This is a genomic window from Rahnella sp. Larv3_ips, from assembly GCF_003697865.1.
Lineage (GTDB): Bacteria > Pseudomonadota > Gammaproteobacteria > Enterobacterales > Enterobacteriaceae > Rahnella > Rahnella rivi.
The window spans coordinates 218,950-243,267 of record NZ_MJIB01000008.1; the positions used below are offsets into that span (position 1 = coordinate 218,950).

Annotated in this window: 19 protein-coding genes and 3 tRNA genes; 4 read left to right on the plus strand and 18 right to left on the minus strand. The window is 54.0% G+C overall.

The window, feature by feature from the left end; genetic code table 11:
• Nucleotides 1-13 precede the first annotated feature (13 nt).
• The 12 genes from nsrR to nnr form a co-directional block, all read right to left on the minus strand.
• On the minus strand, nt 14-439 hold the full coding sequence (gene nsrR, locus ED901_RS14295; protein WP_056782478.1) for a nitric oxide-sensing transcriptional repressor NsrR: 426 nt from the start codon (nt 437-439) through the stop codon (nt 14-16).
• A gap of 228 nt (nt 440-667) precedes the next feature.
• A complete protein-coding gene (locus tag ED901_RS14300) occupies nt 668-1,966 on the minus strand; it encodes an adenylosuccinate synthase (protein ID WP_056782479.1) in 1,299 nt (432 codons plus the stop codon).
• Nucleotides 1,967-2,110: 144 nt separating this feature from the next.
• Nucleotides 2,111-2,317 carry a DUF2065 domain-containing protein gene (locus ED901_RS14305; protein ID WP_122096289.1) on the minus strand — a complete coding sequence of 69 codons (207 nt, stop codon included), beginning with the start codon at nt 2,315-2,317 and terminating at the stop codon, nt 2,111-2,113.
• 95 nt (nt 2,318-2,412) lie between these two features.
• Nucleotides 2,413-3,411, minus strand: a complete 999-nt coding sequence (gene hflC / locus ED901_RS14310) for a protease modulator HflC (protein WP_056782481.1) — start codon at nt 3,409-3,411, stop codon at nt 2,413-2,415.
• Nucleotides 3,412-3,413: 2 nt separating this feature from the next.
• Nucleotides 3,414-4,703 (minus strand): FtsH protease activity modulator HflK, encoded by a 1,290-nt coding sequence (hflK, locus tag ED901_RS14315; RefSeq protein WP_122096290.1) that lies wholly within the window; start codon nt 4,701-4,703, stop codon nt 3,414-3,416.
• Between the two features lie 33 nt (nt 4,704-4,736).
• Nucleotides 4,737-6,041, minus strand: a complete 1,305-nt coding sequence (gene hflX / locus ED901_RS14320) for a ribosome rescue GTPase HflX (RefSeq protein WP_056782483.1) — start codon at nt 6,039-6,041, stop codon at nt 4,737-4,739.
• A gap of 98 nt (nt 6,042-6,139) precedes the next feature.
• Nucleotides 6,140-6,451, minus strand: a complete 312-nt coding sequence (hfq, locus tag ED901_RS14325) for an RNA chaperone Hfq (protein ID WP_056782484.1) — start codon at nt 6,449-6,451, stop codon at nt 6,140-6,142.
• Between the two features lie 114 nt (nt 6,452-6,565).
• Complete coding sequence (miaA, locus tag ED901_RS14330) at nt 6,566-7,507, minus strand: tRNA (adenosine(37)-N6)-dimethylallyltransferase MiaA (protein WP_122096291.1); 942 nt, start codon at nt 7,505-7,507, stop codon at nt 6,566-6,568.
• The gene (gene mutL / locus ED901_RS14335; protein ID WP_122096292.1) at nt 7,500-9,419 is read right to left on the minus strand and encodes a DNA mismatch repair endonuclease MutL; all 1,920 of its coding nucleotides are present in this window, start codon (nt 9,417-9,419) and stop codon (nt 7,500-7,502) included. The genes miaA and mutL overlap by 8 nt, the downstream gene beginning before the upstream one ends.
• A 36-nt stretch (nt 9,420-9,455) precedes the next feature.
• Nucleotides 9,456-11,216, minus strand: coding sequence for an N-acetylmuramoyl-L-alanine amidase AmiB (amiB, locus tag ED901_RS14340; RefSeq protein ID WP_122096293.1), 1,761 nt, complete (start codon nt 11,214-11,216; stop codon nt 9,456-9,458).
• A 7-nt stretch (nt 11,217-11,223) separates the two neighbouring features.
• A complete protein-coding gene (gene tsaE, locus ED901_RS14345) occupies nt 11,224-11,691 on the minus strand; it encodes a tRNA (adenosine(37)-N6)-threonylcarbamoyltransferase complex ATPase subunit type 1 TsaE (protein ID WP_056782488.1) in 468 nt (155 codons plus the stop codon).
• Nucleotides 11,678-13,216: a bifunctional ADP-dependent NAD(P)H-hydrate dehydratase/NAD(P)H-hydrate epimerase gene (gene nnr / locus ED901_RS14350; RefSeq protein ID WP_122096294.1), complete on the minus strand. Its 1,539-nt coding sequence runs from the start codon at nt 13,214-13,216 to the stop codon at nt 11,678-11,680. The genes tsaE and nnr overlap by 14 nt, the downstream gene beginning before the upstream one ends.
• Between nnr and queG the strand changes: the two genes are divergently transcribed.
• Entirely contained in the window at nt 13,215-14,372 is a 1,158-nt protein-coding gene (gene queG / locus ED901_RS14355; RefSeq protein WP_122096295.1) for a tRNA epoxyqueuosine(34) reductase QueG, read from the plus strand. The genes nnr and queG overlap by 2 nt on opposite strands.
• A gap of 313 nt (nt 14,373-14,685) precedes the next feature.
• Here queG and ED901_RS14360 read toward each other — a convergent pair.
• From ED901_RS14360 to orn, 4 genes are all read right to left on the minus strand, one after another.
• A tRNA-Gly gene (locus ED901_RS14360) sits at nt 14,686-14,761 on the minus strand.
• A 50-nt stretch (nt 14,762-14,811) separates the two neighbouring features.
• Nucleotides 14,812-14,887, minus strand: a tRNA-Gly gene (locus ED901_RS14365).
• Between the two features lie 59 nt (nt 14,888-14,946).
• Nucleotides 14,947-15,022: transfer RNA gene (locus ED901_RS14370), tRNA-Gly, on the minus strand.
• 194 nt (nt 15,023-15,216) lie between these two features.
• Complete coding sequence (orn, locus tag ED901_RS14375; protein ID WP_056782491.1) at nt 15,217-15,762, minus strand: oligoribonuclease; 546 nt, start codon at nt 15,760-15,762, stop codon at nt 15,217-15,219.
• 124 nt (nt 15,763-15,886) lie between these two features.
• Here orn and rsgA point away from each other — a divergent pair, with 124 nt between their 5' ends.
• The 3 genes from rsgA (at nt 15,887) to mscM (ending at nt 21,530) form a co-directional block, all read left to right on the plus strand.
• Nucleotides 15,887-16,924, plus strand: a complete 1,038-nt coding sequence (gene rsgA, locus ED901_RS14380; RefSeq protein WP_056782492.1) for a small ribosomal subunit biogenesis GTPase RsgA — start codon at nt 15,887-15,889, stop codon at nt 16,922-16,924.
• A gap of 201 nt (nt 16,925-17,125) precedes the next feature.
• Complete coding sequence (gene asd / locus ED901_RS14385) at nt 17,126-18,115, plus strand: archaetidylserine decarboxylase (RefSeq protein ID WP_056782524.1); 990 nt, start codon at nt 17,126-17,128, stop codon at nt 18,113-18,115.
• Between the two features lie 46 nt (nt 18,116-18,161).
• Nucleotides 18,162-21,530 carry a miniconductance mechanosensitive channel MscM gene (gene mscM / locus ED901_RS14390; RefSeq protein WP_122096296.1) on the plus strand — a complete coding sequence of 1,123 codons (3,369 nt, stop codon included), beginning with the start codon at nt 18,162-18,164 and terminating at the stop codon, nt 21,528-21,530.
• Between the two features lie 43 nt (nt 21,531-21,573).
• Here mscM and ED901_RS14395 read toward each other — a convergent pair whose 3' ends face one another.
• Both ED901_RS14395 and ED901_RS14400 read right to left on the minus strand, forming a co-directional pair.
• Nucleotides 21,574-22,932, minus strand: a complete 1,359-nt coding sequence (locus ED901_RS14395; RefSeq protein WP_122096297.1) for an 8-oxoguanine deaminase — start codon at nt 22,930-22,932, stop codon at nt 21,574-21,576.
• A gap of 94 nt (nt 22,933-23,026) precedes the next feature.
• The coding region (locus tag ED901_RS14400; protein WP_162997874.1) for a nucleobase:cation symporter-2 family protein at nt 23,027-24,318 on the minus strand (1,292 nt) is incomplete at its 5' end.

Genomic DNA, 24,318 nt, shown 5'->3' on the forward strand with positions numbered 1-24,318 from the left:
TGTTGAGAGTCTTTCATTCAACAAGCAATAATTTATAGAGCGGCGAGTTATCTTTGACCATATCGGCCAGAGTGTACTGATTCAGCTCATCAAGAAAATGTTCTACAGCAGTGTGCAGGACTTGTTTTAGCCGGCATGCGGGCGTGATGTGGCAAAAGTCACTGTCACAGTTGACCAGTGAAAGCGGCTCGAGTTCGCGAACCACATCGCCAATGCGGATTGTTTGTGCCGGTTTACCCAGTTTTATGCCACCGTTCTTGCCGCGAACGGCGGTGACCAGACCTGCGCGGCTTAACTGATTAATGATTTTCACCATGTGGTTTCGCGACACACCGTAAACATCGGTAACCTGCGAGATATTGGTCATCTGATCGTCAGGCAACGACGCCATATAAATCAACGCTCTCAAACCATAATCAGTAAAACTCGTTAACTGCACACATACCTCTGGGTAGTTTTTTACCCGCTCTTCCCGCGTCGACCGAGACGAAGGGAAAAATTGATTTTTTTAAGAAAGCACAATGATGATAAACCAGCCTGCAAGTTTGCGGCTAATCATTTAAATAGTGGATGCTTTATGGGAAGTAAACAAGCGCAGACAGGCAGAAAAAAATAAACCGGGCAAATTTGCCCGGTTATGACGTTTTTACATACTCAGCTCGCGCTGTTATGCATCAAACGGGTCACGCAGAATCATGGTTTCGCTACGGTCAGGGCCTGTTGAAATGATATCAACCGGCACTTCGGTCAGCTCTTCGATGCGTTTGATGTAGTTAAGTGCCGCTTGTGGCAGTTTATCTACTTGTTTCACACCAAAGGTCGTTTCGGTCCAGCCTGGCATGATTTCGTAAATTGGCTCGATACCTTCCCAGCCTTCTGCTGCCAGCGGAGTGGTGGTCATTTCGCGGCCATCAGGCATACGGTAACCGATACACAGCTTCACTTCTTTCAGACCGTCCAGCACGTCCAGTTTGGTCAGACAGAAACCAGACAGGGAGTTAATCTGCACAGAACGACGCACAGCCACGATGTCCAGCCAGCCGCAACGACGGCTACGACCCGTGGTCGCGCCAAACTCGTTACCTTGCTTACGCAGGAACTCGCCAGTTTCATCGAACAGTTCAGTCGGGAACGGACCTGCACCCACGCGGGTGGAATAGGCTTTTACGATACCCAGGACATAATCGACATAACGTGGACCAATACCAGAACCGGTAGCGACGCCGCCTGCGGTGGTGTTGGAAGAGGTTACGTACGGATAAGTCCCGTGGTCGATGTCCAGAAGCGTGCCTTGCGCGCCTTCAAACATGATCAGATCGCCACGCTTACGCGCGCCATCCAGCAGCTCAGACACGTCAACGACCATTGCGGTCAGGATGTCGGCGATAGCCATGACATCGTCTAACGTTTTCTGGAAATCAACGGCTTCTACTTTGTAGTAGTTGACCAGCTGGAAGTTATGATAATCGATGATTTCTTTCAGCTTGATAGCGAAAGTTTCTTTGTTGAAGAGATCACCTACGCGCAGACCGCGACGGGCAACTTTATCTTCATAAGCAGGACCGATGCCGCGACCGGTGGTACCGATAGCTTTATCGCCACGCGCTTTTTCGCGCGCCATGTCTAATGCGACATGGTAAGGCAAGATCAGCGGGCAGGCTTCAGAGAGTAACAGACGTTCGCGTACAGGGATGCCACGAGCTTCAAGTTCGCCCATTTCTTTCATTAAGGCGTCAGGCGCCAGAACAACACCGTTACCGATGATGCTGGTGACATTTTCACGCAGAATGCCAGAAGGAATTAAATGAAGAACGGTTTTTTCACCGTTGATAACCAGAGTGTGACCGGCGTTGTGACCGCCCTGATAGCGCACAACATATTTAGCCCGTTCAGTAAGCAGGTCTACGACCTTGCCTTTCCCTTCATCACCCCATTGAGTGCCGAGTACGACGACGTTCTTACCCATCTCAAGAATCACCAGGTTGCTTAAAAAAGGATTCTAACATCTCATTCTGTGCTTTCCAGTACTTTTAGCACACGTTTGCGGGAAAAATTTCAATTGCGTGCTACTCGTCTCTGCCAGACGTGACACGCGGGATGTAACAAAAGCTCAGCCACCCAGACGACCACGCAACATGTAGTAAATTACGAAGCCGGCAACCACAAGTGCCCCTCCAAAACGGCGTAAAACCGGGTCTGGAAGATTTGCCAGAGCCAGGATCATTTTTCTCCATGATTTTGGATAAATCATCGGCCCCAGGCCTTCAAGAACTAAAACTAATGCCAGCGCCAGCGCCAGCAAAATAGTGGAATTCATGGTCAGTGTTTCTCTGTGCTTCCCCTGATTTAAAACAGCAGGGTTTTAGAAAAGACAAAAGGCCCCGCAGGGCCTTTTGGAAATTGCATCAGCAATTATTTATTTTTTTCAGGTGACTTCATGAAACGGAAGAAATCGCTGTCAGGGCTTAACACCATGACATCATTACCGCTCTTGAAACTGGCCTCGTAAGCACGCAGGCTACGAATGAATGCATAGAAGTCAGGATCCTGGCTGAATGCATCAGCAAACAGTTTCGCCGCTTCAGCATCGCCTTCACCGCGGGTAATACGTGCAGTACGTTCCGCTTCTGCAACAGTACGGGTTCTTTCGTAATCCGCAGCTGCCTGAATCTTGGTGGCTTCTTCTTTACCCTGAGAGATGTGACGCAATGCAACCGCATTACGCTCAGCACGCATACGATCGTAAATCGCGCTGGACACTTCTTCCGGCAAGTTGATCTGTTTCAGACGCACATCGACCACTTCAATACCCAGCGCGGCCATGCTGTTCGGGTTCACCGCAGGCTGTTTGCCTTTAGTTTCCTGCTCAACACGTTTCGCTGCAGACGCGATAGCATCATCGGCTTCTGTGGTCGCTTCAGGCTCATCGCCTACGCTACCGGTGTTCAGTGCATCACGGACATCCATCGTCAGACGACCACGGGAATCGGTCACGATGTCTTTCACATCAAGACGACCGATTTCAGAACGCAGACGGTCACTGAATTTACGTTTCAGCAGAATTTCAGCCTGAGAGACGTCACCGCCGCCCGTAGCCAGATAGTAACGGCTGAAATCGCTGATACGCCATTTCAGGTAAGAATCGACGATTAAGTCTTTCTTCTCGCTGGTAACGAAACGGTCAGCCTGGTTATCCATGGTCTGAATACGTGCGTCGAGCATTTTAATGGATTCCACGAAAGGAACTTTAAAATGCAGGCCCGGCGCATACACCAGAGGTTTGTTATCGTTGTCACGCAGGACTTTGCCGAAACGCAGCACGATGCCACGCTGGCCTTCCTGAACGACGAACAGTGAAGCATAAAGCGCCACCAGCACCACAACGACGATAAGTAAAATGGACTTACGCATTGTTATTCTCTCCCTACGCGAAGTGTATCGTCACGTTGTGCATTCACACGACGCTGATCCATGACACTGCCAGACGAACGGGAACTGCTGTTATCGGCACTGCTTTTGCCATTATTGCCAGTTAAACCCGGAACGGAAGGCAACAAACCTGTTTCGTCACTCTTGGTATCATTGGCCGCTGCATTAGCGCCACGCAGCATTTGATCAAGAGGTAACACCATCAGGTTGTTCCCTTTGTCACTCACCAGAACTTTACGGGTGTGACTGAGAACTTTTTCCATTGTCTCGATATACAGACGCTCGCGGGTAATTTCCGGCGCGGCTTTATATTCAGGCAACAGTTTTGCAAAGCGGGCAACTTCACCCTGCGCTTCAAGCACGGTACGGTCTTTATAAGCTTTCGCGTCTTCAAGCAGGCGCTGTGCTTCACCGTTTGCCAGAGGCTGGATTTGGTTAGCGTAAGCTTCTGCTTCACGAATAGACTGTTGTTCCCTTTCACGGGCAGCAATCGCGTTATCGAAGGAGGCTTTGACTTCTTCAGGCGGACGCGCCGTCTGGAAGTTGACGTCCTGAATGGTAATACCCATTTTGTAAGGACGAATGGTTTCTTCCAGTACGCGTTGGGTGTCGCTACGCACGGTGGTACGGCCTTCAGTCAGGATTTTATCCATCGTGTATTTACCGATAACACCACGTAATGCGCTGTCCGTTGCCTGGCTCAGGCTGTCGTCAGGGTTGGCGACGCTGAACAGATAGGCTTCAGGGTCGGTCACGCGGTACTGTACGTTCATCTCAACACGCACCACGTTTTCATCAGACGTCAGCATCACGCCAGACGCGGCCAGCTCACGTACCGATTCTACGTTCACGGCGCGGACCTGATCGATGAAGGTTGGCTTCCAGTTCAGGCCCGGTTCAACCAGATGGCTGAACTTACCAAAACGGGTGACCACGCCACGCTCGGCTTCTTTAATGGTATAGAAGCCAGTTGCAGCCCAGATAACCACCACCGCGGCGACCGCGATGCCTGCTATCCGGCTACCACTCATTCCGTGACCGGAACCCGATGGCGTGCCGTTGTTATTGTTGTTGCCTGAACCTTTTCCACCGAAACCGCCCAGCTTTTTGCTGAGTTTCCGGAAGATATCATCCAGGTCAGGTGGCCCCTGATTTCGGCCGCCTTTGTTGTCATTATTACCACCAGAATTTCCACCAGAGTTGCCGCTATTATTATTGCTGCTGCCCCAGGGGTCGCGGTCCTGTCCGTTATTACCGGGCTGATTCCACGCCATGTTATAGCTCCATTATTCTATGATTGGTGTTCTTCAGGACAAATCAGACAGACTCTGGTTGCGGATATAGCTGGCCAGTTCCTGCTCTTGTTTGCAGAGGCGGTGCCAGTCAACAATGGGCATTCGCACCATAAGACCAAAACTACCATCCTCTTCAATCCATTCTTTTTCTATCGCCTGAAGCTGGTAAAAACGGCTACGAAGGCGTCCTGCTTCCGGCGGCAGGCACAATTCATGCTGCGCGATTTCGCCAGAGAGTCGCTCCGTTAATGCCTGAAAGAGCAACGGAATACCTTCCCCGGTCACGGCTGATAGCCACACCCTGATCGGCAAATTCTCCTCGTTGCGATCGATACGCGGAACAAAATCATCCAGCATATCTATTTTGTTCATCACTAACAGCGCAGGAATTTCATCTGCTTCGATCTCTGCCAGCACCGTATTCACCGCGTCAATATTTTCCTGAACACGGATGTCCGCTGCATCGATGACATGTAATAACAGAGATGCCTGTTGGGTTTCCTGCAATGTTGCTTTAAAGGCGGCAACTAAATCATGGGGCAGGTGACGAATAAACCCTACGGTGTCCGCCAAAACTGTTTCCCCGACATCCGCAACCATAATGCGTCGCAGCGTAGGATCCAGCGTAGCAAACAACTGATTGGCCACGTAAACATCGGCCTGAGTGATACGGTTAAAGAGTGTGGATTTTCCGGCGTTGGTATACCCCACCAAAGACACCGTTGGAATATCCGCACGGACGCGCGAACGACGACCTGTTTCACGCTGCTTAGCCACTTTCTCAAGACGGCTGAGGATCAGGGTAATTCTGTCACGCAGTAAACGGCGGTCAGTTTCGAGCTGGGTTTCACCCGGGCCACGTGCCCCGATGCCTCCCCCCTGACGCTCAAGGTGTGTCCAGCCACGAACCAGTCGGGTAGCAATGTGGCGTAATTGCGCCAGTTCTACTTGTAACTTACCTTCGTGTGTTCGTGCCCGCTGGGCAAAGATATCTAAAATCAATCCTGTGCGGTCGACAACTCGACATTCGCATAATGCTTCCAGGTTACGTTCCTGGGCAGGAGATAACGAGTGATCAAAGAGAATAACAGAAGCGCCCGTTGCTTTGACTGCGTCTGCAATTTCCTGGGCTTTTCCTTCACCGACAAAGTATTTTGGGTGCGGTGCCTTACGGCTCCCGGTGACGACTTGCAGCGCCTCTACACCGGCAGAAGAAACCAGCGATTCGAATTCGCTCAGGTCTTCCGTGTCTTTGTCTTGCGAGAAATAGATATGAACCAGAACGGCCTGTTCGCCGCCTTCATAACGGTCAAACAAGCTTGCGACCTCTCATTTGGATTAAATTCGACAGCCGGGGGTGCATAAGCATAATCGGAATACTTATGAACCCCTTCGTGGTTGACCAACGTTGCGCTTTATTCAGCGTCATCGTTTTCCTGCTGCGGCTGTTGCTGCGCAGACGGAGTACTGCCTTGATGATAGTTGTTGGTGCTGCCCGTACCTGGATTATTGCTATGATGTGACACCGGGCGGGAAGGCACTACGGTGGAGATAGCGTGTTTATACACCATCTGGCTTACCGTATTTTTTAACAGAATGACAAACTGGTCAAAAGACTCAATCTGGCCTTGCAGCTTAATACCATTCACCAAGTAAATAGAAACCGGAACACGTTCACGACGCAATGCGTTCAGGAACGGATCTTGCAAAGATTGCCCCTTAGCCATTCTATCTTTTCCTTATTAGTTTGTTGTTTGTAACTTTGAGCCTATCGGCTCGAAAATAAATCACATAAAAAATTTGCGCGCTGAGTACTGATCAATTGTACACAATCACCCAACCTATGCACTAACAACCTGAATTACACGGCTTAAGGCATCGTCCGGCTTTTCGGAATCCAGCCATTCCACGTTATCCCACCCTCGTAACCAGGTCATCTGACGTTTGGCCAGCTGTCGTGTCGCGCAAACACCACGATAAACCATTTCATCGTAATCGAATTCACCAGATAAATAGGACCACATCTGGCGATAGCCGACACAGCGAATGGAAGGCAAATCCGTATGCAAATCGCCCCGAGCTAACAGCGTTCTGACTTCGTCTTCAAAACCATTGGACAACATCTGACTAAAACGTTCCTCAATCCGCGAATGTAATAATTCACGGCGCGTTGGAGCAATCGCAAACTGGTGAACGCGGTAGGGCAACGTTTCACCCGAAATTTTAGTCAGTTCCGTTAAAGTTTTACCCGAAATATAAAAAACTTCCAGTGCTCTGGACAGTCTCTGCGGATCATTCGGATGAATTCGCATAGCGGCAACCGGATCAATCTCGCTTAACTGATCGTGTAACGCGTTCCAGCCCTGCTCTTCCGCCTGCTTTTCAATGCGCTCACGCACGGCGGCATCGGCCTGCGGTAAAGGTGACAACCCTTCGAGCAACGCCTTGAAATAAAGCATAGTCCCACCCACCAATAACGGGATCTTATTGCGTGCAGTTATTTCTGCCATTTCGCGCAAAGCGTCAGCTCGAAAATCTGCCGCCGAATAGGCCTGGGTAGGATCAAGGATATCAATCAGACGATGGGGAGCATCCGCCAGCTCTTCCGCTGTGGGTTTGGCAGTACCGATGTCCATTCCGCGATAGATAAGTGCGGAATCGACACTGATCAGTTCAACCGGAAGATGTTTCATCAGCGACATCGCCAGTGCGGTTTTACCGGATGCGGTCGGCCCCATAATAAAGATCGCCGGGGGAGCGGAGTGTTTTTCAGAATCAGTCATGCTTAAAAGCCGCCAGCGCGGGCTGTAAATCAAGAGGTTGCAGAAGTCCGGACGGAGGTGATTTCACCAACTGCGGGCAAAGACGCTCAACATCCGTGAGTAATTGTATGGCTTGGGAAATGGTCCAGACCTCGTGCTCGCAGCCACAGTGGCGGGCAAACCACATAGCTACCGCATCAGAAGTCACCTCCTGCTGAACAGCAAGGTAATCTAACAGGTCGGGTATCAACTTTTGTAAATTTTGTTGGCGTAATGGTAAAGGTACTGCGCGTACCGTCACACGCTGCGACTCACTGAACATTTCTAAACCAAAATGCTGTAAAAGCGGCTGATTTTTTGCCAGCACGGCAATTTCATCTTTGCTGACTGTCAGCTTCAGTGGAATCAAAAGGGGCTGCGGACGTAACCCTTCATCAGGTGGCGTCATCTGTGCCCATTTAAGCCAGCGATCGGCGACAGGTAACGCCAGCATCACCAGTTGTTTGCCTCTTTCGAGCAACGCATATTCTGCCGCACACACCGTCAGGACACGCCCGAAACTTTGGCTATGCGATTCCAGAGCCGGTTCAGCGAGTGTACGAGCCGCCGGCGCTACCGGCTTAGCGGCCTGTGCCGCGTCGGGCGCAGGTTCCTGCAAGGAGAATACGTCGGATGAAGGCTGCAACAACCGTTGATAGGCTTTACCTTCTGAGCGGTTATATGCCGGTTCATTGCTGTGGCTAATGGGTTCGCGCGGATGGCTGGCACGGGACGTTTCAGGAAATACGTTCTCACGCGCTGCTGGCTTTTCACGTTGCGAGTTCACCGGTTTTTCTGCGGGTTGTGAGAAATGATTACCGCCAGCGGCCTGACGATTCTCCGGTTGCCAGCGCGGTGCGTCTTCCTGGGTCTGCTGTTGTGCCAGAACAGGATTGCCGGCTTGTTGTAATACCGACATCACCGCCTGGTAGATAAAATCGTGCACCAGCCGGGACTGATGGAACCGCACTTCGTGTTTGGCCGGATGCACATTCACATCGACCTGATGCGGATCGACATCCAGATACAGCACATACGCAGGCTGCTGATCGTCTTTTAACTGATCCTGGTATGCCTGACGGATCGCATGATTAATCAGGCGATCTTTCATCATGCGGTTGTTCACATAACAATATTGCATATCGGTGAGACTGCGCGATCCGGCTGGATCGGCGACCCAGCCACGGATCCCCAAATCACCGTGAGTCCATTCGACTTCCAGTGCATGTTCAACAAACGTCGGGCTGCAGATGCTGGCCAGACGCCGCGATGACTGGGAGGGATCTTTCACTGCGCGGTACTGCCGGATGAGTTTGCCGTTGTGACTCAGATTGACGGAAACGTCAAAACGCGCCAGTGCGATCCGGCGGACGACTTCATCAATATGGGTAAATTCGGTTTTCTCGGTGCGCATAAACTTGCGTCGGGCGGGCGTGTTGTAAAACAGATCCAGCACTTCGACGGTCGAGCCCTGCGGATGCGCCGCCGGTTTCACCGTCACCGCCATATCGCGCCCTTCCGCGTAAGCCTGCCAGGCTTCACTTTGATCTGCGGTGCGTGAGGTCAGAATCAGACGTGAAACAGAGCTGATACTCGCCAGCGCTTCGCCACGAAATCCGAGGCTGAGAATCGCTTCCAGATCGTCGAGACAGGTAATTTTGCTGGTGGCGTGACGTGCCAGCGCCAGCGCTAAATCATCTTTGCCTATTCCGCAGCCGTTATCGCGAATACGGATGAGCTTGGCACCACCGCGATCGATATCGATATCAATGCGCGTGGCTCCGGCATCAAGGCTATTTTCCACCAGCTCTTTCACCACGGAAGCCGGCCTTTCGACAACTTCACCCGCGGCTATCTGATTAGCCAGTTGCGGGGGCAGTACCTTGATCGGCATAGCGGCTCCTGTGGAAAGCGGTCTGTCAGACCGCCGTTAAGACTGTGGAATAGTTAAGGTTTGGCCGAGCTGTACCTCGCCAGACTTCATGTGGTTCGCCGTTTTAATTTCCGTCATGCTGACACCGTATTTGCTGGCAATCGCCGACAGCGTATCGCCGCGTTTGACGGTATGTTTCGACGGTTTTTTCGTGGCTTTCGCCGTCGAGGCCGACGCGCCGGTGACAGAAGATGTGCGGGTACCTGCGGGAACTTTCAATCGCTGGCCGACCCAGACACCGTCTTTTTTCAGTTTGTTGAGATCGCGCAGCGCCGCATTGGTCGTACCGTAACTGTTCGCAATCCCCGTCAGGGTTTCGCCACGGGTCACTTTGTGGATCTGCGTGGCACCGGCTGCACCGGCCGTCACTTCAATCGGGCCCGGCTGATTACTGGTCTTTGCGCTACTGTCTACCGCCGCTGCTGATGAGGCCAGCAGCGGACGGTTTTCGACCTTTGGGCCGTTTTGTATCGGATGCGACTGGAAATAATTACGCAGACCGACGTGAATGGCCCTCGCAATTTTATCCTGGTACGCGCTGCTGCCCAGCAGCCGCTCCTCAGTTGAGTTACTGATAAAGCCGGTTTCCACCAGCAGGGAAGGAATGTCCGGCGAACGCAACACCCCTAAACTCGCGTGCTCAGGTTTCGCTTTATGCAACGAACCGACGCTGCGCAGTTCGCGCAATACGCGGGTGGCGACGTCATAACCGACGCGTTGTGAATGGCCGAATTGCAAATCCAGCACGGCCTGACTCAGATACGGGTCAGAGGCGGTATTCGCCAGCACATCCCCCGCACCGCCCAGCAGTTCGGATTGTTTCTCGTGCTGCTCGAGCCAGTTACCCATTTCACTGTTGGCGCGACGGTTAGACAGCACCCAGACGGATGCCCCGCGCGCACTGCGGCTTGGCGCAGCATCGGCGTGAATAGACACCAGCACGTTGGCATTTTTCTTACGCGCCACATCAGAACGCCCCATCACGGAAATAAAGTAATCGCCGTCGCGGGTTAATACCGGCTGGAACATCGGGTCAGCATTTAAAATCGCCTGTAATTTACGGGCAATCGCGATGGTCACGTTTTTCTCTTTCAGGCCACCCGCGCCGATAGCGCCCGGATCCTGCCCGCCGTGTCCGGCATCTATGGCGACAATGATTTTGCTGTCGCTGGTGGAGATCGTGGAAGAACGCGAGTTGTCTGACGCCACGGCCGTCGAAGCAACCGTGGTTTTATCATTGGTAAACGGATTTGATTTCGCGGAAGGCGTGACTATTCTGCCTGCGTTTGGCGAAGGCGTGTTCGTTGCCACGGTAACCGGCGCGCTCTGGCGTGCCGGAGCCGACGCATTCATGGTCAGCACCACGGTGTACTGGCTGCCATCTTTCTGTTTGGTGGCGTTGGTTCTGACCTTTTGATTCAGTTCAAACACCAGACGCTGACTTTGCGCGTTCGGCGGGGTACTGGCGCGCACGCGCGTCACCAGATTCTGTCCGTTAAAGGTCAGCGGTAAACCTTTCATCACGCCATCCTGACGAATATCCATCACCACGCGTTCAGGATTATGCAGCGGGAAAAAGGAATAATCAGGCGAACCGTCAAAGGTAATGGTGACGGTAGATTGCGATGGACCATTGGAAACATTGATGTTTTTCATGCCGGCCGCAAAAACGGCGGACGACGTCAGTCCGGCAAAAAGCATCAGCGCCGATAAAAACATCGTCGCTGTAGAAAAGAGAGAAGTGATACGTGAATTCATCGCGTGATCATCCTTGCTGTTGAACACGATGCAGCAAATTTATGCCAGATTCAGAAACGGCCACCAGCGTCGCCGTACGCCCCTGAGGCTGATAGTCCAGCGTCAGTTCGATATCAGGTTCAGGCAACACGCCCTCACCTTTTTGCGGCCACTCGACCAGACAGATGGCGTCTTGCGCGAAATAATCGCGAATGCCCATAAATTCGAGCTCTTCCGGATCGGCAAGACGGTATAAATCGAAGTGATACACCGCGATATTTTCCAGCTGATAGGGCTCGACCAAGGTGTAAGTCGGGCTTTTCACATTACCCTGATGCCCTAATGCCTGAAGAAAACCCCGGCTAAAGGTGGTTTTACCGGCACCCAGATCGCCATAGAGATGGATAACCGTTGAGCCCTCGCAAGCTTTCGCCAGTGAAGCACCTAGTTGCAGCGTCGCCGCTTCGTCGGGTAATGAGATATTAAGTTGATTCATTCAGTGATATCGATTTCTTCAGGTCTGGATTAACTAACGGGGCAATCACCGCTAAAAGATCAGTCGCCAGCATACCGCGCGTTCCCTGCTGCCGGGCGATTTCGTCTGCGGCAGCGCCGTGAACCACCGTTCCCGCGCAGGCCGCATCAAATATATTCAGTTTTTGAGCGAGCAGGCCGCCGATAATACCAGAAAGCACGTCACCCATACCGCCTGATGCCATACCGGCATTTCCTACATCGGCAATGGCCATCTCACCCTGCTCCGTGGCAATCAGTGTGCCGGCGCCTTTAAGCACCACCACGCCACCGTATTGCTCAACCAGTTTCCTGGCAGAAAGTAAGCGGTCACTCTCAATTTCCTTCACGGTACAACCGAGCAGACGGCTGGCTTCACCAGGATGAGGCGTCAACACCCGATTTTGCCGTTTCTCCGGTGTGATTGCCAGCAGGTTCAGCGCATCGGCGTCCCATAAGGCCGGTTTCTCGCATTTTGCCACCCGCTCCAGCGCCTGTTTACCCCAGGCTTTCTGGCCCAGCCCCGGCCCAATCACCACCACGTCCGCCCATTCAAGCGCTTCATCAAGCGACTCCGCGCTGAGTTCCTGCACCATCAGTTCAGGTCTGGCGGTCAGTAAGGGGCCTGCGTGTTCTTTGTGAGTAAGCACTCGCACCAATCCGGCTCCGGCACGCAGCGCGGCTTCCGACGCCATGCGGATCGCGCCCGCAAAGCCGGTATCTCCGCCAATCACCACCAAACGCCCATGATCGCCTTTATGAGAACACGGGCGTCGCGGATGCAACCAGGTGCTTAATTGTGACGCATCAAGCCGTTGTAACACTGCACGATGTCCAGCCAGCCAGCTTTCCAGCCCCAGGGCATCGCAGTGTAATTTGCCGGTGTAATCGCGCGCCTGCCCGGTCAGCAAACCCGGCTTCAGGGCAATGAAACTGACCGTGTGCGTGGCCTCTGTCGCTTTACCCGCGGCCTGGCCGGTTTGCGCATTCAGACCCGAAGGAATATCCAGAGAGAGGACAGGCAATGACGACGCGTTGATAGCATCAATCAACGCGTCATAAGGGGCGCGCGGCGCGGAGGATAAACCGGTACCGAGCAGGCCATCAATAATCAGATCGGCGTCGTGCGGCCAGGCAGAATCTGCCGGGTTAACCATGCCGCCACTTTTCAGCCAGCCCTGACGCGCGGTTTCCGCTTCGTCAGGCAAGGGCTTACCGCCTTCGACGGCCAGCAGCGTCACGCGTATACCCGCGCTTTTCGCCAGACGCGCCATTTCAAAACCGTCGCCACCGTTATTTCCGTGGCCGCATAAAATCAGCCAGTGTCGCGATTGCGGAAACTCACGCTGAGCAAGCGAAAAAGCCGCGCGTGCTGCACGCTGCATCAGCGAAAACAGAGAAATCCCCGTTTCCTGCGCAGCATGACCTTCATTCTGACGCAGCCAGTCAGCAGAAAAGACGGAATGTGGTAAACTCGCCTCGTTTCGTTTTTCACGTTGGTTCGTCATGACACTCCCTCTCGATCTCGTTCAACTGGCTCAACATATCAAGCAATGGGGCCAATCGCTAGGCTTCCAGCAGGTTGGCATCTGCGATACAGACTTATCTGCAGAAGAGCCCAGACTGCAGGACTGGCTTGATAAACAATATCATGGCGAGATGGACTGGATGGCGCGCCACGGCATGTTGCGCGCCCGTCCACATGAACTGCTGCCCGGTACGTTGCGGGTGATCAGCGTGCGCATGAACTATTTGCCTGCCAACGCTGCCTTTGCCAAAACCCTTAACAACCCGCAACTCGGCTACGTCAGCCGTTATGCGCTGGGTCGTGACTATCATAAAGTGCTTCGTCAGCGCCTGAAAAAGCTTGGCGACATGATTCAGACCTACTGCACGGAACAACAATCTGATCATCAGGTGGCATTCCGGCCATTTGTTGATTCTGCTCCGGTGATGGAACGCCCTCTGGCTGCGAAAGCCGGACTGGGCTGGGTTGGTAAACACTCACTTATTCTGAACCGGGAATCCGGTTCCTGGTTTTTCCTCGGCGAACTGCTGATTGATTTGCCCCTGCCCGTTGATCAGCCGCAGGAAGAGAAGTGTGGAAAGTGTGTCGCCTGCATCACCACCTGCCCGACCGGCGCCATTGTCGCGCCTTATACCATTGACGCCCGTCGCTGTATTTCCTATCTGACCATCGAGCTGGAAGGTGCGATACCAGAGGAATTCCGGCCAATGATGGGCAATCGCATCTATGGCTGTGACGACTGTCAGCTGATTTGTCCGTGGAACCGTTATTCGCAGCTGACGGATGAAGAGGATTTCAGCCCGCGCGCCGCGCTGCATGCGCCGGAACTGATAGCGCTGTTCACCTGGACGGAAGAGAAATTTTTGCGCGTTACCGAAGGCTCACCCATCCGACGCATTGGCCACCTGCGCTGGCTGCGTAATATTTCTGTGGCGCTGGGCAATGCGCCGTACTCGGAAGAGGTGTTGAATGCGTTGCAGTCACGGGCAGGTGAAAATGTGTTGCTCGATGAACATATCGACTGGGCCATCCGGCAACAAGTGGAAAGAAGAAGTGAACATCGGGTCGAAGTGCAAACATCACAGCAGAAACGACTGATCCGCGCGGTGGAAAAAGGTTTGCCGCGGGATGCATAACGCGTCGTGAAGCGCTCAGATTAAAAAGCCAGATTTTCTGTGCATAAAAATAAAAATGCTTTGCCAATCAAGTGCAAAAAAAAGAGCAAGTGATCACCATAACGTTTCGTTATAAATTTATTTTGTTTTAAAACAAGTGATTACAAATTGGCAATATGGAGGGTGCAAAAAACAGACAGTTTAAAAAAACAGCTAAACCTGTGGATAAGTCTGTTTAAAACATTACTACAAATCGTGTAAGGATCGTATTAATCACGCACGAATTATGCATGGGGGAACTGACAGGAAATGATTGTGTACTGAAGATGAAAATTGGAGCGGGAAACGAGACTCGAACTCGCGACCCCGACCTTGGCAAGGTCGTGCTCTACCAACTGAGCTATTCCCGCTTTGAGATGCTAGGTGCATCGGCTGTAAACTTACAGCATTTGAAATTTTTTGGAGCGGGAAACGAGACTCGAACTCGCGACCCCGACCTTGGCAAGGTCGTGCTCTACCAACTGAGCTATTCCCGCGTCGCATGGCACTGCATTTTTTACGTCTTAACTCTTTAAATCTTCACAACTTAAAAATTTGGAGCGGGAAACGAGACTCGAACTCGCGACCCCGACCTTGGCAAGGTCGTGCTCTACCAACTGAGCTATTCCCGCTCTGCGCACTCAACGAAATTCTTCATCGGTACGGGGTGCGCATTATACGAGAAATCCTTTTAGCCGCAACCCCCTGAAAGCAAAAAAATGAATTTTTCGTTCAAGTGCCGATTAAACCATCAAAGCGGCGATTTAAGCGGCGAAACCCGGCGGTTTTGTGTTCCGCGGCGCAATAAAAAAGATTTCAGGTATTTTTAGAGATTAATAAAATGTTCGCGGTAATACGCCAGTTCAGCTACGGATTCACGAATATCATCCAGAGCCTGGTGGGTATTTTGCTTTTTAAAGCCGCCCAGTATTTCCGGTTTCCAGCGACGCGCCAGCTCTTTCAGCGTGCTGACATCCAGATAACGGTAATGGAAATAGGATTCCAGCTCCGGCATGTACTTAAACAGGAAACGGCGATCCTGCCCGACGCTGTTGCCACAAATAGGCGATTTGCCTTCCGGCACCCACTCGCGCAGGAACTCAATGGTTTTCAGCTGTGCTGCATTGTCATCAAACGGGCTGGCTTTCACACGGTCAACCAAACCGCTGCCGGTGTGCGTACGCACATTCCAGTCATCCATCAGCGCCAGTTGCGCATCAGACTGATGCACAGCCATCACCGGGCCTTCGGCCAAAATGTTTAAATGCGCGTCGGTCACCAGCGTGGCGATTTCAATAATACGGTCACGTTCAGGATCCAGACCGGTCATTTCCAGGTCGATCCAGATTAAGTTCGAGTCATTAGCAGCCATGATGTGTCCTGTTAAAGTAGAGAGTTGACGGAGATCTCCGTCATTCGGGCAATTAATATAAAATAGCTGGTATCATAGTCGTTTTGGTCGCACCGAGCGATTAAAGCCAGTTAAGTGAGGCGCAGTGACTAAATCAAAACTGTCTAAAGGGCAACAACGTCGCGTTCAGACTAACCACCAGCGTCGTCTGACTCAGACCGACAAACGCAAAGAGCTGGACGATTCTCTGCACGGCGAACCGCAGGACGGCATTGTCATCAGCCGTTTCGGGATGCATGCGGACGTTGAAGCGGCCGACGGCAGCCAGCACCGTTGCAATATCCGCCGTACCATTCGCTCTCTGGTCACCGGTGACCGCGTTGTATGGCGCGCCGGCGAGAACACCAGCGTCAAAGGTATCGTTGAAGCAGTGCATGAACGCACATCCGTGCTGACCCGCCCAGATTTCTACGACGGCGTGAAACCAATCGCCGCCAACATTGACCAGATCGTCATTGTCTCCGCCATCTTGCCAGAGCTGTCGCTGAACATCATCGACCGCTATCTGGTGGCGTGCGAAACCGTTGAAGTTGAGCCGCTGATTGTGCTCAATAAAATCGATCTGCTTGACGACGAAGGCCGTAAGTTCGTCGAAGGTATGATGGATATCTACCGCAGAATTAACTACCGCGTACTCGAAGTCTCCAGCCAGACCGGTGAAGGCATGCCTGCATTTGAAACCGCACTGACCGACCGCATCAGCATTTTCGCCGGTCAGTCAGGTGTGGGGAAATCCAGCCTGCTGAACGCCTTACTGCCGCCGGAAGAGAAACAGATCGTGGTCAATGAAGTGTCAGACAACTCCGGTCTGGGCCAGCACACCACCACCGCGGCGCGCCTGTACCACTTCCAGCGCGGCGGCGACGTCATCGACTCCCCCGGCGTACGTGAATTCGGCTTGTGGCACCTTGCGCCAGAGCAGATCACTCAGGGGTTCGTCGAATTCCGTCCTTTCCTCGGCTACTGTAAATTCCGCGACTGCAAACATGGCAGCGATCCGGGCTGTGCCATCCGTGATGCCGTAGACCGTGGCGACATCGCTGAAGAGCGTTTCGACAACTACCATCGTATTCTGGAAAGTATGGAAGACGTAAAAACGCGTAAAAACTTCGACGCACTTTAACGTTAACCCGTTGAGTTCATGAGCAAATCAGAAACGAGTGAGATTAACGGAAGTTGAACCGTTGATTTCTCATCGTTACAATCGGCGTCGATTAACAGGCTCCTGCGCAATCATACAATGTGTGACCGTCCCGCTGATGGACGGTCCCCTGCAAAATGGCCGGTCATGCCGGCCATTCATACCATCCAAGAGGTTTTTCCCGTGCTGGACAGTATCAAAATCAAACTTCAATACTTACTTCCTAAACAAGGTCTGACCCGTCTGGCGGGCTGGGGTGCGGAAAAACGTGCAGCCACGCTGACCCATTGGGTCATTAAAGCCTTTGCGCGCTTTTACAGCGTGGACATGAAAGAAGCACAAAATCCGGATATCAAATCTTACGCGACGTTCAATGAATTCTTTGTTCGCCCACTGCGTGACGGCGCGCGCCCTGTTGTCAGTGGTCTGGATATGCTCTGCCTGCCTGCCGACGGTGCAGTCAGCCAGTTGGGTGCGATCACTGACGGCAAGCTGTTCCAGGCAAAAGGCCATTTTTACAGTCTCGAAGCGTTGCTGGCGGGAAATTATCAGCTGGCCGAGAAGTTCCAGGGGGGTCAGTTCGCCACAATCTATCTGGCACCCCGTGATTATCACCGCGTGCATATGCCGTGCAACGGCGTTCTGCGCGAAATGATTTATGTGCCGGGCGATTTGTTCTCAGTGAACCCGCTGACCGCCGCCAACGTCCCTAACCTGTTCGCCCGTAATGAACGCGTCATCAGCGTGTTCGATACTGAATTTGGTCCGATGGTACAGATTCTGGTCGGTGCGACCATTGTCGGCAGCATCGAAACCGTGTGGGCGGGCTGCGTTACGCCACCGCGCGAAGGCATCATCAAGCGCTGGACCTACCCTGCTGCCGGTGAAGAAGGCGCCATCGCGCTGGAAAAAGGCCAGGAAATGGGCCGTTTCAAACTGGGCTCCACCGTGATCAACCTGTTTACCGCCAGTCAGATTCGCTTCATGCCGAACCTGAGCAACGGTACCGTAACCCGCATGGGCGAACCTTTCGCCGAAGCGCTGCGTGCATCCGCAGTAGTGCCTGAAGCGCCTGAAGTAACTGAAATACCTGAAGTTACTCAAGCAACTGAAGTGCCTGAAGTACCTGCAGGTGTGGCAACGGCTGAACCGCAAGTCCCTAAAGACTTCTGATTTCGCCCTGAACTGACGAAAAGAACTGAAAAAAGGATGTGACCGAGTGCGCCTGATCCCCGCCTTGCTGATGAGTTTACTGCTGTCTCTGCCGCTCATGGCAGGTGCCGCACCGACTGAAGATCAGCTCAAACAGGAACTGAAACAGGCGGAAGCCAATAAAGAAATGGCCAACCAGGCGCAGGTTGTTGAGGCGCTGCAAAGCGCCCTCAACTGGCTGAATGAGGCGAAAGTCTCTGCCGGGCGCACGGCGGAATATCAAAAAGTCATCGATGACTTTCCTAAACTGACGCAGTCTTTGCGTCAGGAACTGCAAAATCAGCCCGAAAAGCCGCCGGCGATCAGCACAGATTTATCCAGCGCCGAGCTCGACCAGCAAATTCTGCAAATCAGCAGCCAGCAACTGGAAGAAACCCGCCAGCTCCGCCAGGAGCAGGATCGCTCCCGCGATATCAGCGACTCGCTCAGCCAAATCCCGCAGCAACAGTCGGAAGCGCGTAACGCGCTCGGCGACATCGATCAGCGGATCCAGTCAGCCACTGCGGCGGCCACATCGTCCATCCTCGCACAAGCCCAGCTGAGTGCACTGCAGGCCGAATCTGCCGCACGCAAGGCGAAAGTGGATGAGCTTGAACTCGCACAGCTTTCTTCCAATAACCGGCAGGAGCTGTCGCGGATGCGCGCCGATCTCTACAAGAAGCGCGCCGATTATCTCGATCAGCAACTGCAGGCTCTGCGCAATACGCTGAACAATCAGCGCCAGCGTGAAGCGGAACAGGCGCTTGAAAAAACCGAGCTGCTGGCGGAACAGAGCGGCGAATTGCCCCACTCCATCAGCCAGCAGTTGCAATCCAACCGTGAACTGTCGCTGGCGTTAAATCAGCAGGCGCAGCGGATGGATTTGATCTCCTCCCAGCAGCGTCAGGCCGCCGCGCAAACGCAGCAGGTGCGTCAGGCGATCAATACCATTCGCGAACAGGCACAGTGGCTGGGCGCATCCAATCTGTTAGGTGAAACGCTGCGGGCGCAGGTTTCCCGTCTGCCGGACATGCCAAAACCGCAACAGCTCGACCGCGATATGGGTCAGTTGCGCGTTCAGCGTCTGCACTATGAAGATTTACTCGATAAGCAGGCGGTTTACCGCCAGGGGCGTCAGGACGACGGCAAACCGCTGACGGCTGCGCAGCAAAAAATTCTCGACGCGCAGCTTCGCACCCAGCGCGATTTGCTCAATTCACTGCTCTCAGGCTGTGATACGCAGATTCTCGAACTGACCAAGCTGAAAGTCGCCAACAGCCAGCTGGTGGAAGCGCTCAATGACGTTCATGAGGCCGCGCACCGTTATCTGTTCTGGGTGGCCGACGTCAGCCCGGTCGGGCTTTCCTACCCTGTCATGCTGGCGCATGACGTGAAACGCCTGGTGTCGCTCGATTCCCTGAGCCAACTCGGCGGCGCATCGATGATGATGGTCACCAGCAAAGAAACCCTGCTGCCGCTGTTTGGCGCACTGATTCTGGTCATTATCAGCATCAGCTCCCGTAAGCACTATTACGCCTTCCTGGCGCGAGCCAGCAGCAAAGTCGGCAAAGTCACGCAGGATCACTTCTCGCTGACAATGCGCACGGTATTCTGGTCGATTCTGGTGGCGATGCCGCTGCCGGTGCTGTGGGCGGCTCTCGGCTTCGGGCTACAAAGCGCCTGGCCATATCCGATTGCCGTGGCGATTGGCGACGGGGTGACCGCAACACTGCCGATTCTGTGGGCGTTCATGGTGAGCGCGGCGCTGGCGCATCCTCAGGGGTTGTTTGTCACCCACTTCGGCTGGCCGCAGCGCGCCGTTTCCCGCGCGTTGCGCTACTACGCGTTGTCTATCTGGGTGATAGTGCCGCTTATCATGGCGCTGATTACATTCGATAATCTCAATGACCGCGAATTCTCCAACACCCTGGGCCGTCTGTGCTTCGTCATTCTGTGTCTGGTGGTGGCGCTGGTCACTCACAGCCTGAAACGTGCGGGGATCCCGCTGTACCTTGATAAAAAAGGGAACAGCGAGAACATGCTCAACAATACGCTGTGGTGGATGCTGCTTGGCGCGCCGATTGTGGCGGCACTCGCCTCACTGATGGGCTTTCTCGCCACCTCACAGGCATTACTGGCACGTCTGGAAACCTCGGTCGCCATCTGGTTTGTGCTGCTGGTGATTTATCACATCATCCGCCGCTGGATGCTGATTCAGCGACGCCGCATTGCCTTTGAACGCGCCAAACAGCGTCGGGCCGAAATGCTCAATCAGCGCGCCCGTGGCGAAGAAGACGCGAATCACGCCAACAGCAGTAACGAAGGTACGGTTGAAATTGAAGAGCCGGTCGTCGATCTGGATGCCATCTCCGCGCAGTCACTTCGTCTGGTGCGTTCGCTGCTGACGCTTATCGCGCTGATCTCGGTGATCTTCCTGTGGTCGGAGATCCATTCGGCCTTCTCATTCCTGGAAAATATTCATCTCTGGCAGGTGGCGTCCACCGTTCAGGGCGTTGAGAGCATGCAGCCGATCACGCTGGGATCGGTGTTGATCGCGATTTTAGTGCTGATCATCACCACGCAGCTGGTGCGTAATTTACCGGCGCTGCTGGAACTGGCGCTGTTGCAACATCTGGATCTGACGCCGGGCACCGGTTACGCCGTACTGACCATCACCAAATATGTGCTGCTGTTGATCGGCGGGCTGGTGGGCTTCTCGCTCATTGGCATCGAGTGGGCAAAACTGCAATGGTTAGTCGCCGCGCTGGGTGTGGGGCTTGGATTTGGTTTGCAGGAGATTTTCGCCAACTTTATTTCCGGCCTGATCATTTTGTTCGAGAAACCGATCCGTATCGGCGATACCGTGACGATCCGCAACCTGACGGGCAGCATCACTAAGATCAACACCCGTGCCACGACCATTGCCGACTGGGACCGTAAAGAGATTATCGTGCCGAACAAGGCCTTTATCACTGAGCAGTTCATCAACTGGTCGCTGTCGGATTCCGTGACGCGTGTGGTACTGACCGTACCGGCTCCGTCGGAAGCCAACAGTGAAGAAGTGACTGAAATCCTGCTCAACGCCGCGCACCGCTGCTCCCTGGTGATCGACACGCCGGTGCCGGAAGCCTATCTGGTGGATTTACAGCAGGGGATCCAGATTTTCGAATTGCGTATGCATGCCGCTGAAATGGCGCACCGTATGCCCCTGCGCCACGAAATTCATCAGCTGATTCTGGCCGGATTCCGCGAGCACGGCATTACGCTGCCCTTCCCGCCATTCCAGGTGCGAATGGAAACATTGCACCGCGCACAAAATGGCAACAACGCGACCTTTACCAGCAGCAGCGGCAGTGGCCGCAGCGGTACAAGCTCGCGTTCGCCGGGCGATTTATAAACCTAAAAGGGCAGATTTCTCTGCCCTTTTTTACGCCCTGAGTTTACAGATCTGCGATCAGCGCCGCCGCGGCTTTACGGTGTCGTGATATCAGTGATGCCATATCCATATCCACAATCTGGCCGTCGATGACGCGCCATTTTCCGCCGACCATCACGCGATCGGCTTTCTCCGCGCCGCACAGTAACAAGGCGGCAATGGGATCATGGCTGCCGCTGAAACGTAACTCGTCGAGTTTAAACAGCGCCAGGTCGGCCTGCTTGCCTACCGCGATCTGTCCGATATCATCACGCCCGATAAGCGTCGCTGACCCCCGCGTCGCCCAGCCCAGCACTCTTTCCGGCGTCACATATTCCGCACCGTATTTCAGGCGTTGCAGATACAGTGCCTGCCGCGCTTCGTACATCAGGTTCGAGGCGTCATTTGATGCCGAACCATCAACGCCCAGTCCAATCGGCACGCCTGCGGCCTCCAGGTCACGCGTCGGACACATGCCGGACGCCAGCCGCATGTTCGACACCGGGCAATGGCAGATGCCGGTTCCCGCCGCGCCGAGACGGCGGATTTCATCGTCGTTAAAGTGAATTCCGTGCGCCAGCCACGTCCGGTCACTCAGCCAGCCGACGCTTTCCAGATAATCCACCGTGCGCAGGCCAAACATCTTCAGGCAGAACGCCTCTTCATCCAGCGTTTCCGCAAGATGCGTGTGTAAACGGACATCTTCCCGCCGGGCAAGCCGGGCGCTTTCGCGCATGATTTCTGTCGTGACGGAAAAAGGCGAGCACGGCGCCAGCGCAATCTGCATCCATGCCCCTTCGCCGCGCTGGTGATAGCGGTCAATCAACCGCTGACTGTCGCGCAAAATGGTTTCGCCCGACTGAACCGTCTGTTCCGGTGGCAGCCCGCCCTGCGCTTCACCGAGGCTCATTGAGCCCCGCGTCAGTAAAGCACGCATGCCCAGTTCCCGGACCACGTCCACCTGCACATCGATGGCCTCTTCCATCCCTTGCGGAAACAAGTAATGGTGATCTGTGGTGGTGGTGCAGCCAGACAGCAACAGTTCGGCCATCGCCACGCGGCTTGCCAGCCCGAGCGCTTCAGGCTGCAAACGCGCCCAGACCGGATACAATTTTTTCAGCCACGGGAATAACGGCACATTGACCACGGGCGCCCAGGCCCGGGTCAGTGTCTGATAAAAATGATGGTGGGTGTTAATCAGGCCCGGTAGCAAAACACTCTCTGAGGCATCAAAAATATGATCCACCGGTTGTGAAGGTGGCTGGCCGGGGGGCAGCAATTCGACGATTTTCGCGCCTTCGATGACAATGCCCCCGCGTGCTTCCAGGATGTTTGAGGTAAAAACAGCCAGCGGATTTTTGATCCACGTGCGTTGCTCTGACATATCTGACGTCCTTTTTTGGTCCGAAGGTAACTTCAAAAAGTGAGTCAGCTCAGTTATGCCCTGTCTGCTGATCCAGGGGCGCAGGCGCGGTGTATCAGTGAACTTTCATTTCCTCTGCGAGCACGCTGACGCGTTCAGCGGGCATCAGTAAATTGAGCAGGATGGCGACAACACCGCCGCTGGTGACCGCATGCCCAAAGATATTGCCGACGATCGGCGGGAATTGCCCCAGCGCTTCGGGTACCGCTTCAATGCCCAGGCCGATACCGAATGAAATGGCGATAATCAGCATTTCACGGCGTCCTACCGGCGATTGGGTCATGATGCGGATGCCCGCAGCCACCACGCTGCCAAACATCACCAGCGTCGCCCCGCCCAGCACCGGCGCGGGTATTTGCTGCAGAATGCCGCCGATAAACGGGAACAACCCCAGCACAACTAAAACGCCGCCGATGTACATGCCGACATAGCGGCTGGCGACGCCGGTCATCTGGATCACGCCGTTATTCTGCGCAAACGTGGTGTTCGGGAATGACGAAAACATCGCCGCAATCATACAACTGACGCCGTCCGCCAGAATTCCCCCCTTGAGGCGTTTACGGAAGCTTTCCCCTTCAATCGGCTGCTGCGAGAGCATGCAGTTTGCGGTCAGATCCCCAACCGCTTCCAGAATGCTGATAAAGGATACCAGCGCGATAGGAACGAAGATGATCCAGTCAAACCTGAAGCCGAAGCGGAATAACTGCGGCAGCGCAAACCAGTCCCCCTGTAGCGGTTTCAGTGGCAGATGCCCGCTCAGGTACGCCGCAACGCAGCCCACCACGATGCCTGAAACGATGGAAGACAGACGCACCCAGCGCACGTTGATTCGGTTACAGGCGACGATAACCAGCAGCGTCAGCGCCCCAAGGCCAATATTGACCGGTGCGCCGAAATTCGCCGCGCCGTGTCCGCCAGCCCAGTCAGTAATGCTGACTTTAATCAGGCTGATGCCAATCAGCGCGATAACGGTACCGCTCACCAGCGGGGTGAAAACCCGGCGCATCTGACCAATAAAACGGCTGACCAGTAGCGGAATGAAGGCTGCCACAAAGTTCACACCAAAAATCATCGCCATAATGTCTTCGGGGGATCCGCCACGGCTTTTCACCAGCAGCCCTCCGGACAAGATCACCCCCAGAAAAGCAAAGCTGGTGCCCTGCAGGCAAATCATGCCCGCACCAACCGACATAAACCGGCGCGCCTGAAGAAAGGTTCCGATGCCGGAAGCCAGCAGCGACATGCTGATCAGATAAGGTAAATAGGCGTTCAGCCCGAGAACCGAGCCGATAATCAGCGGCGGGGTGATGATCCCCACCACACTGGCAAGCACGTGCTGAACCGCCG

Excerpts from the sequence above, each read along its gene's own strand:
- ED901_RS14300 (WP_056782479.1), bottom strand. The coding sequence starts at position 1,966 with ATGGGTAAGAACGTCGTCGTACTCGGCACTCAATGGGGTGATGAAGGG.
- ED901_RS14305 (WP_122096289.1), bottom strand. The coding sequence starts at position 2,317 with ATGAATTCCACTATTTTGCTGGCGCTGGCGCTGGCATTAGTTTTAGTT.
- hflC (WP_056782481.1), bottom strand. The coding sequence starts at position 3,411 with ATGCGTAAGTCCATTTTACTTATCGTCGTTGTGGTGCTGGTGGCGCTT.
- hflK (WP_122096290.1), bottom strand. The coding sequence starts at position 4,703 with ATGGCGTGGAATCAGCCCGGTAATAACGGACAGGACCGCGACCCCTGG.
- hfq (WP_056782484.1), bottom strand. The coding sequence starts at position 6,451 with ATGGCTAAGGGGCAATCTTTGCAAGATCCGTTCCTGAACGCATTGCGT.
- miaA (WP_122096291.1), bottom strand. The coding sequence starts at position 7,507 with ATGACTGATTCTGAAAAACACTCCGCTCCCCCGGCGATCTTTATTATG.
- mutL (WP_122096292.1), bottom strand. The coding sequence starts at position 9,419 with ATGCCGATCAAGGTACTGCCCCCGCAACTGGCTAATCAGATAGCCGCG.
- amiB (WP_122096293.1), bottom strand. The coding sequence starts at position 11,216 with ATGAATTCACGTATCACTTCTCTCTTTTCTACAGCGACGATGTTTTTA.
- tsaE (WP_056782488.1), bottom strand. The coding sequence starts at position 11,691 with ATGAATCAACTTAATATCTCATTACCCGACGAAGCGGCGACGCTGCAA.
- queG (WP_122096295.1), top strand. The coding sequence starts at position 13,215 with ATGACACTCCCTCTCGATCTCGTTCAACTGGCTCAACATATCAAGCAA.
- nnr (WP_122096294.1), bottom strand. The coding sequence starts at position 13,216 with ATGACGAACCAACGTGAAAAACGAAACGAGGCGAGTTTACCACATTCC.
- orn (WP_056782491.1), bottom strand. The coding sequence starts at position 15,762 with ATGGCTGCTAATGACTCGAACTTAATCTGGATCGACCTGGAAATGACC.
- ED901_RS14395 (WP_122096297.1), bottom strand. The coding sequence starts at position 22,932 with ATGTCAGAGCAACGCACGTGGATCAAAAATCCGCTGGCTGTTTTTACC.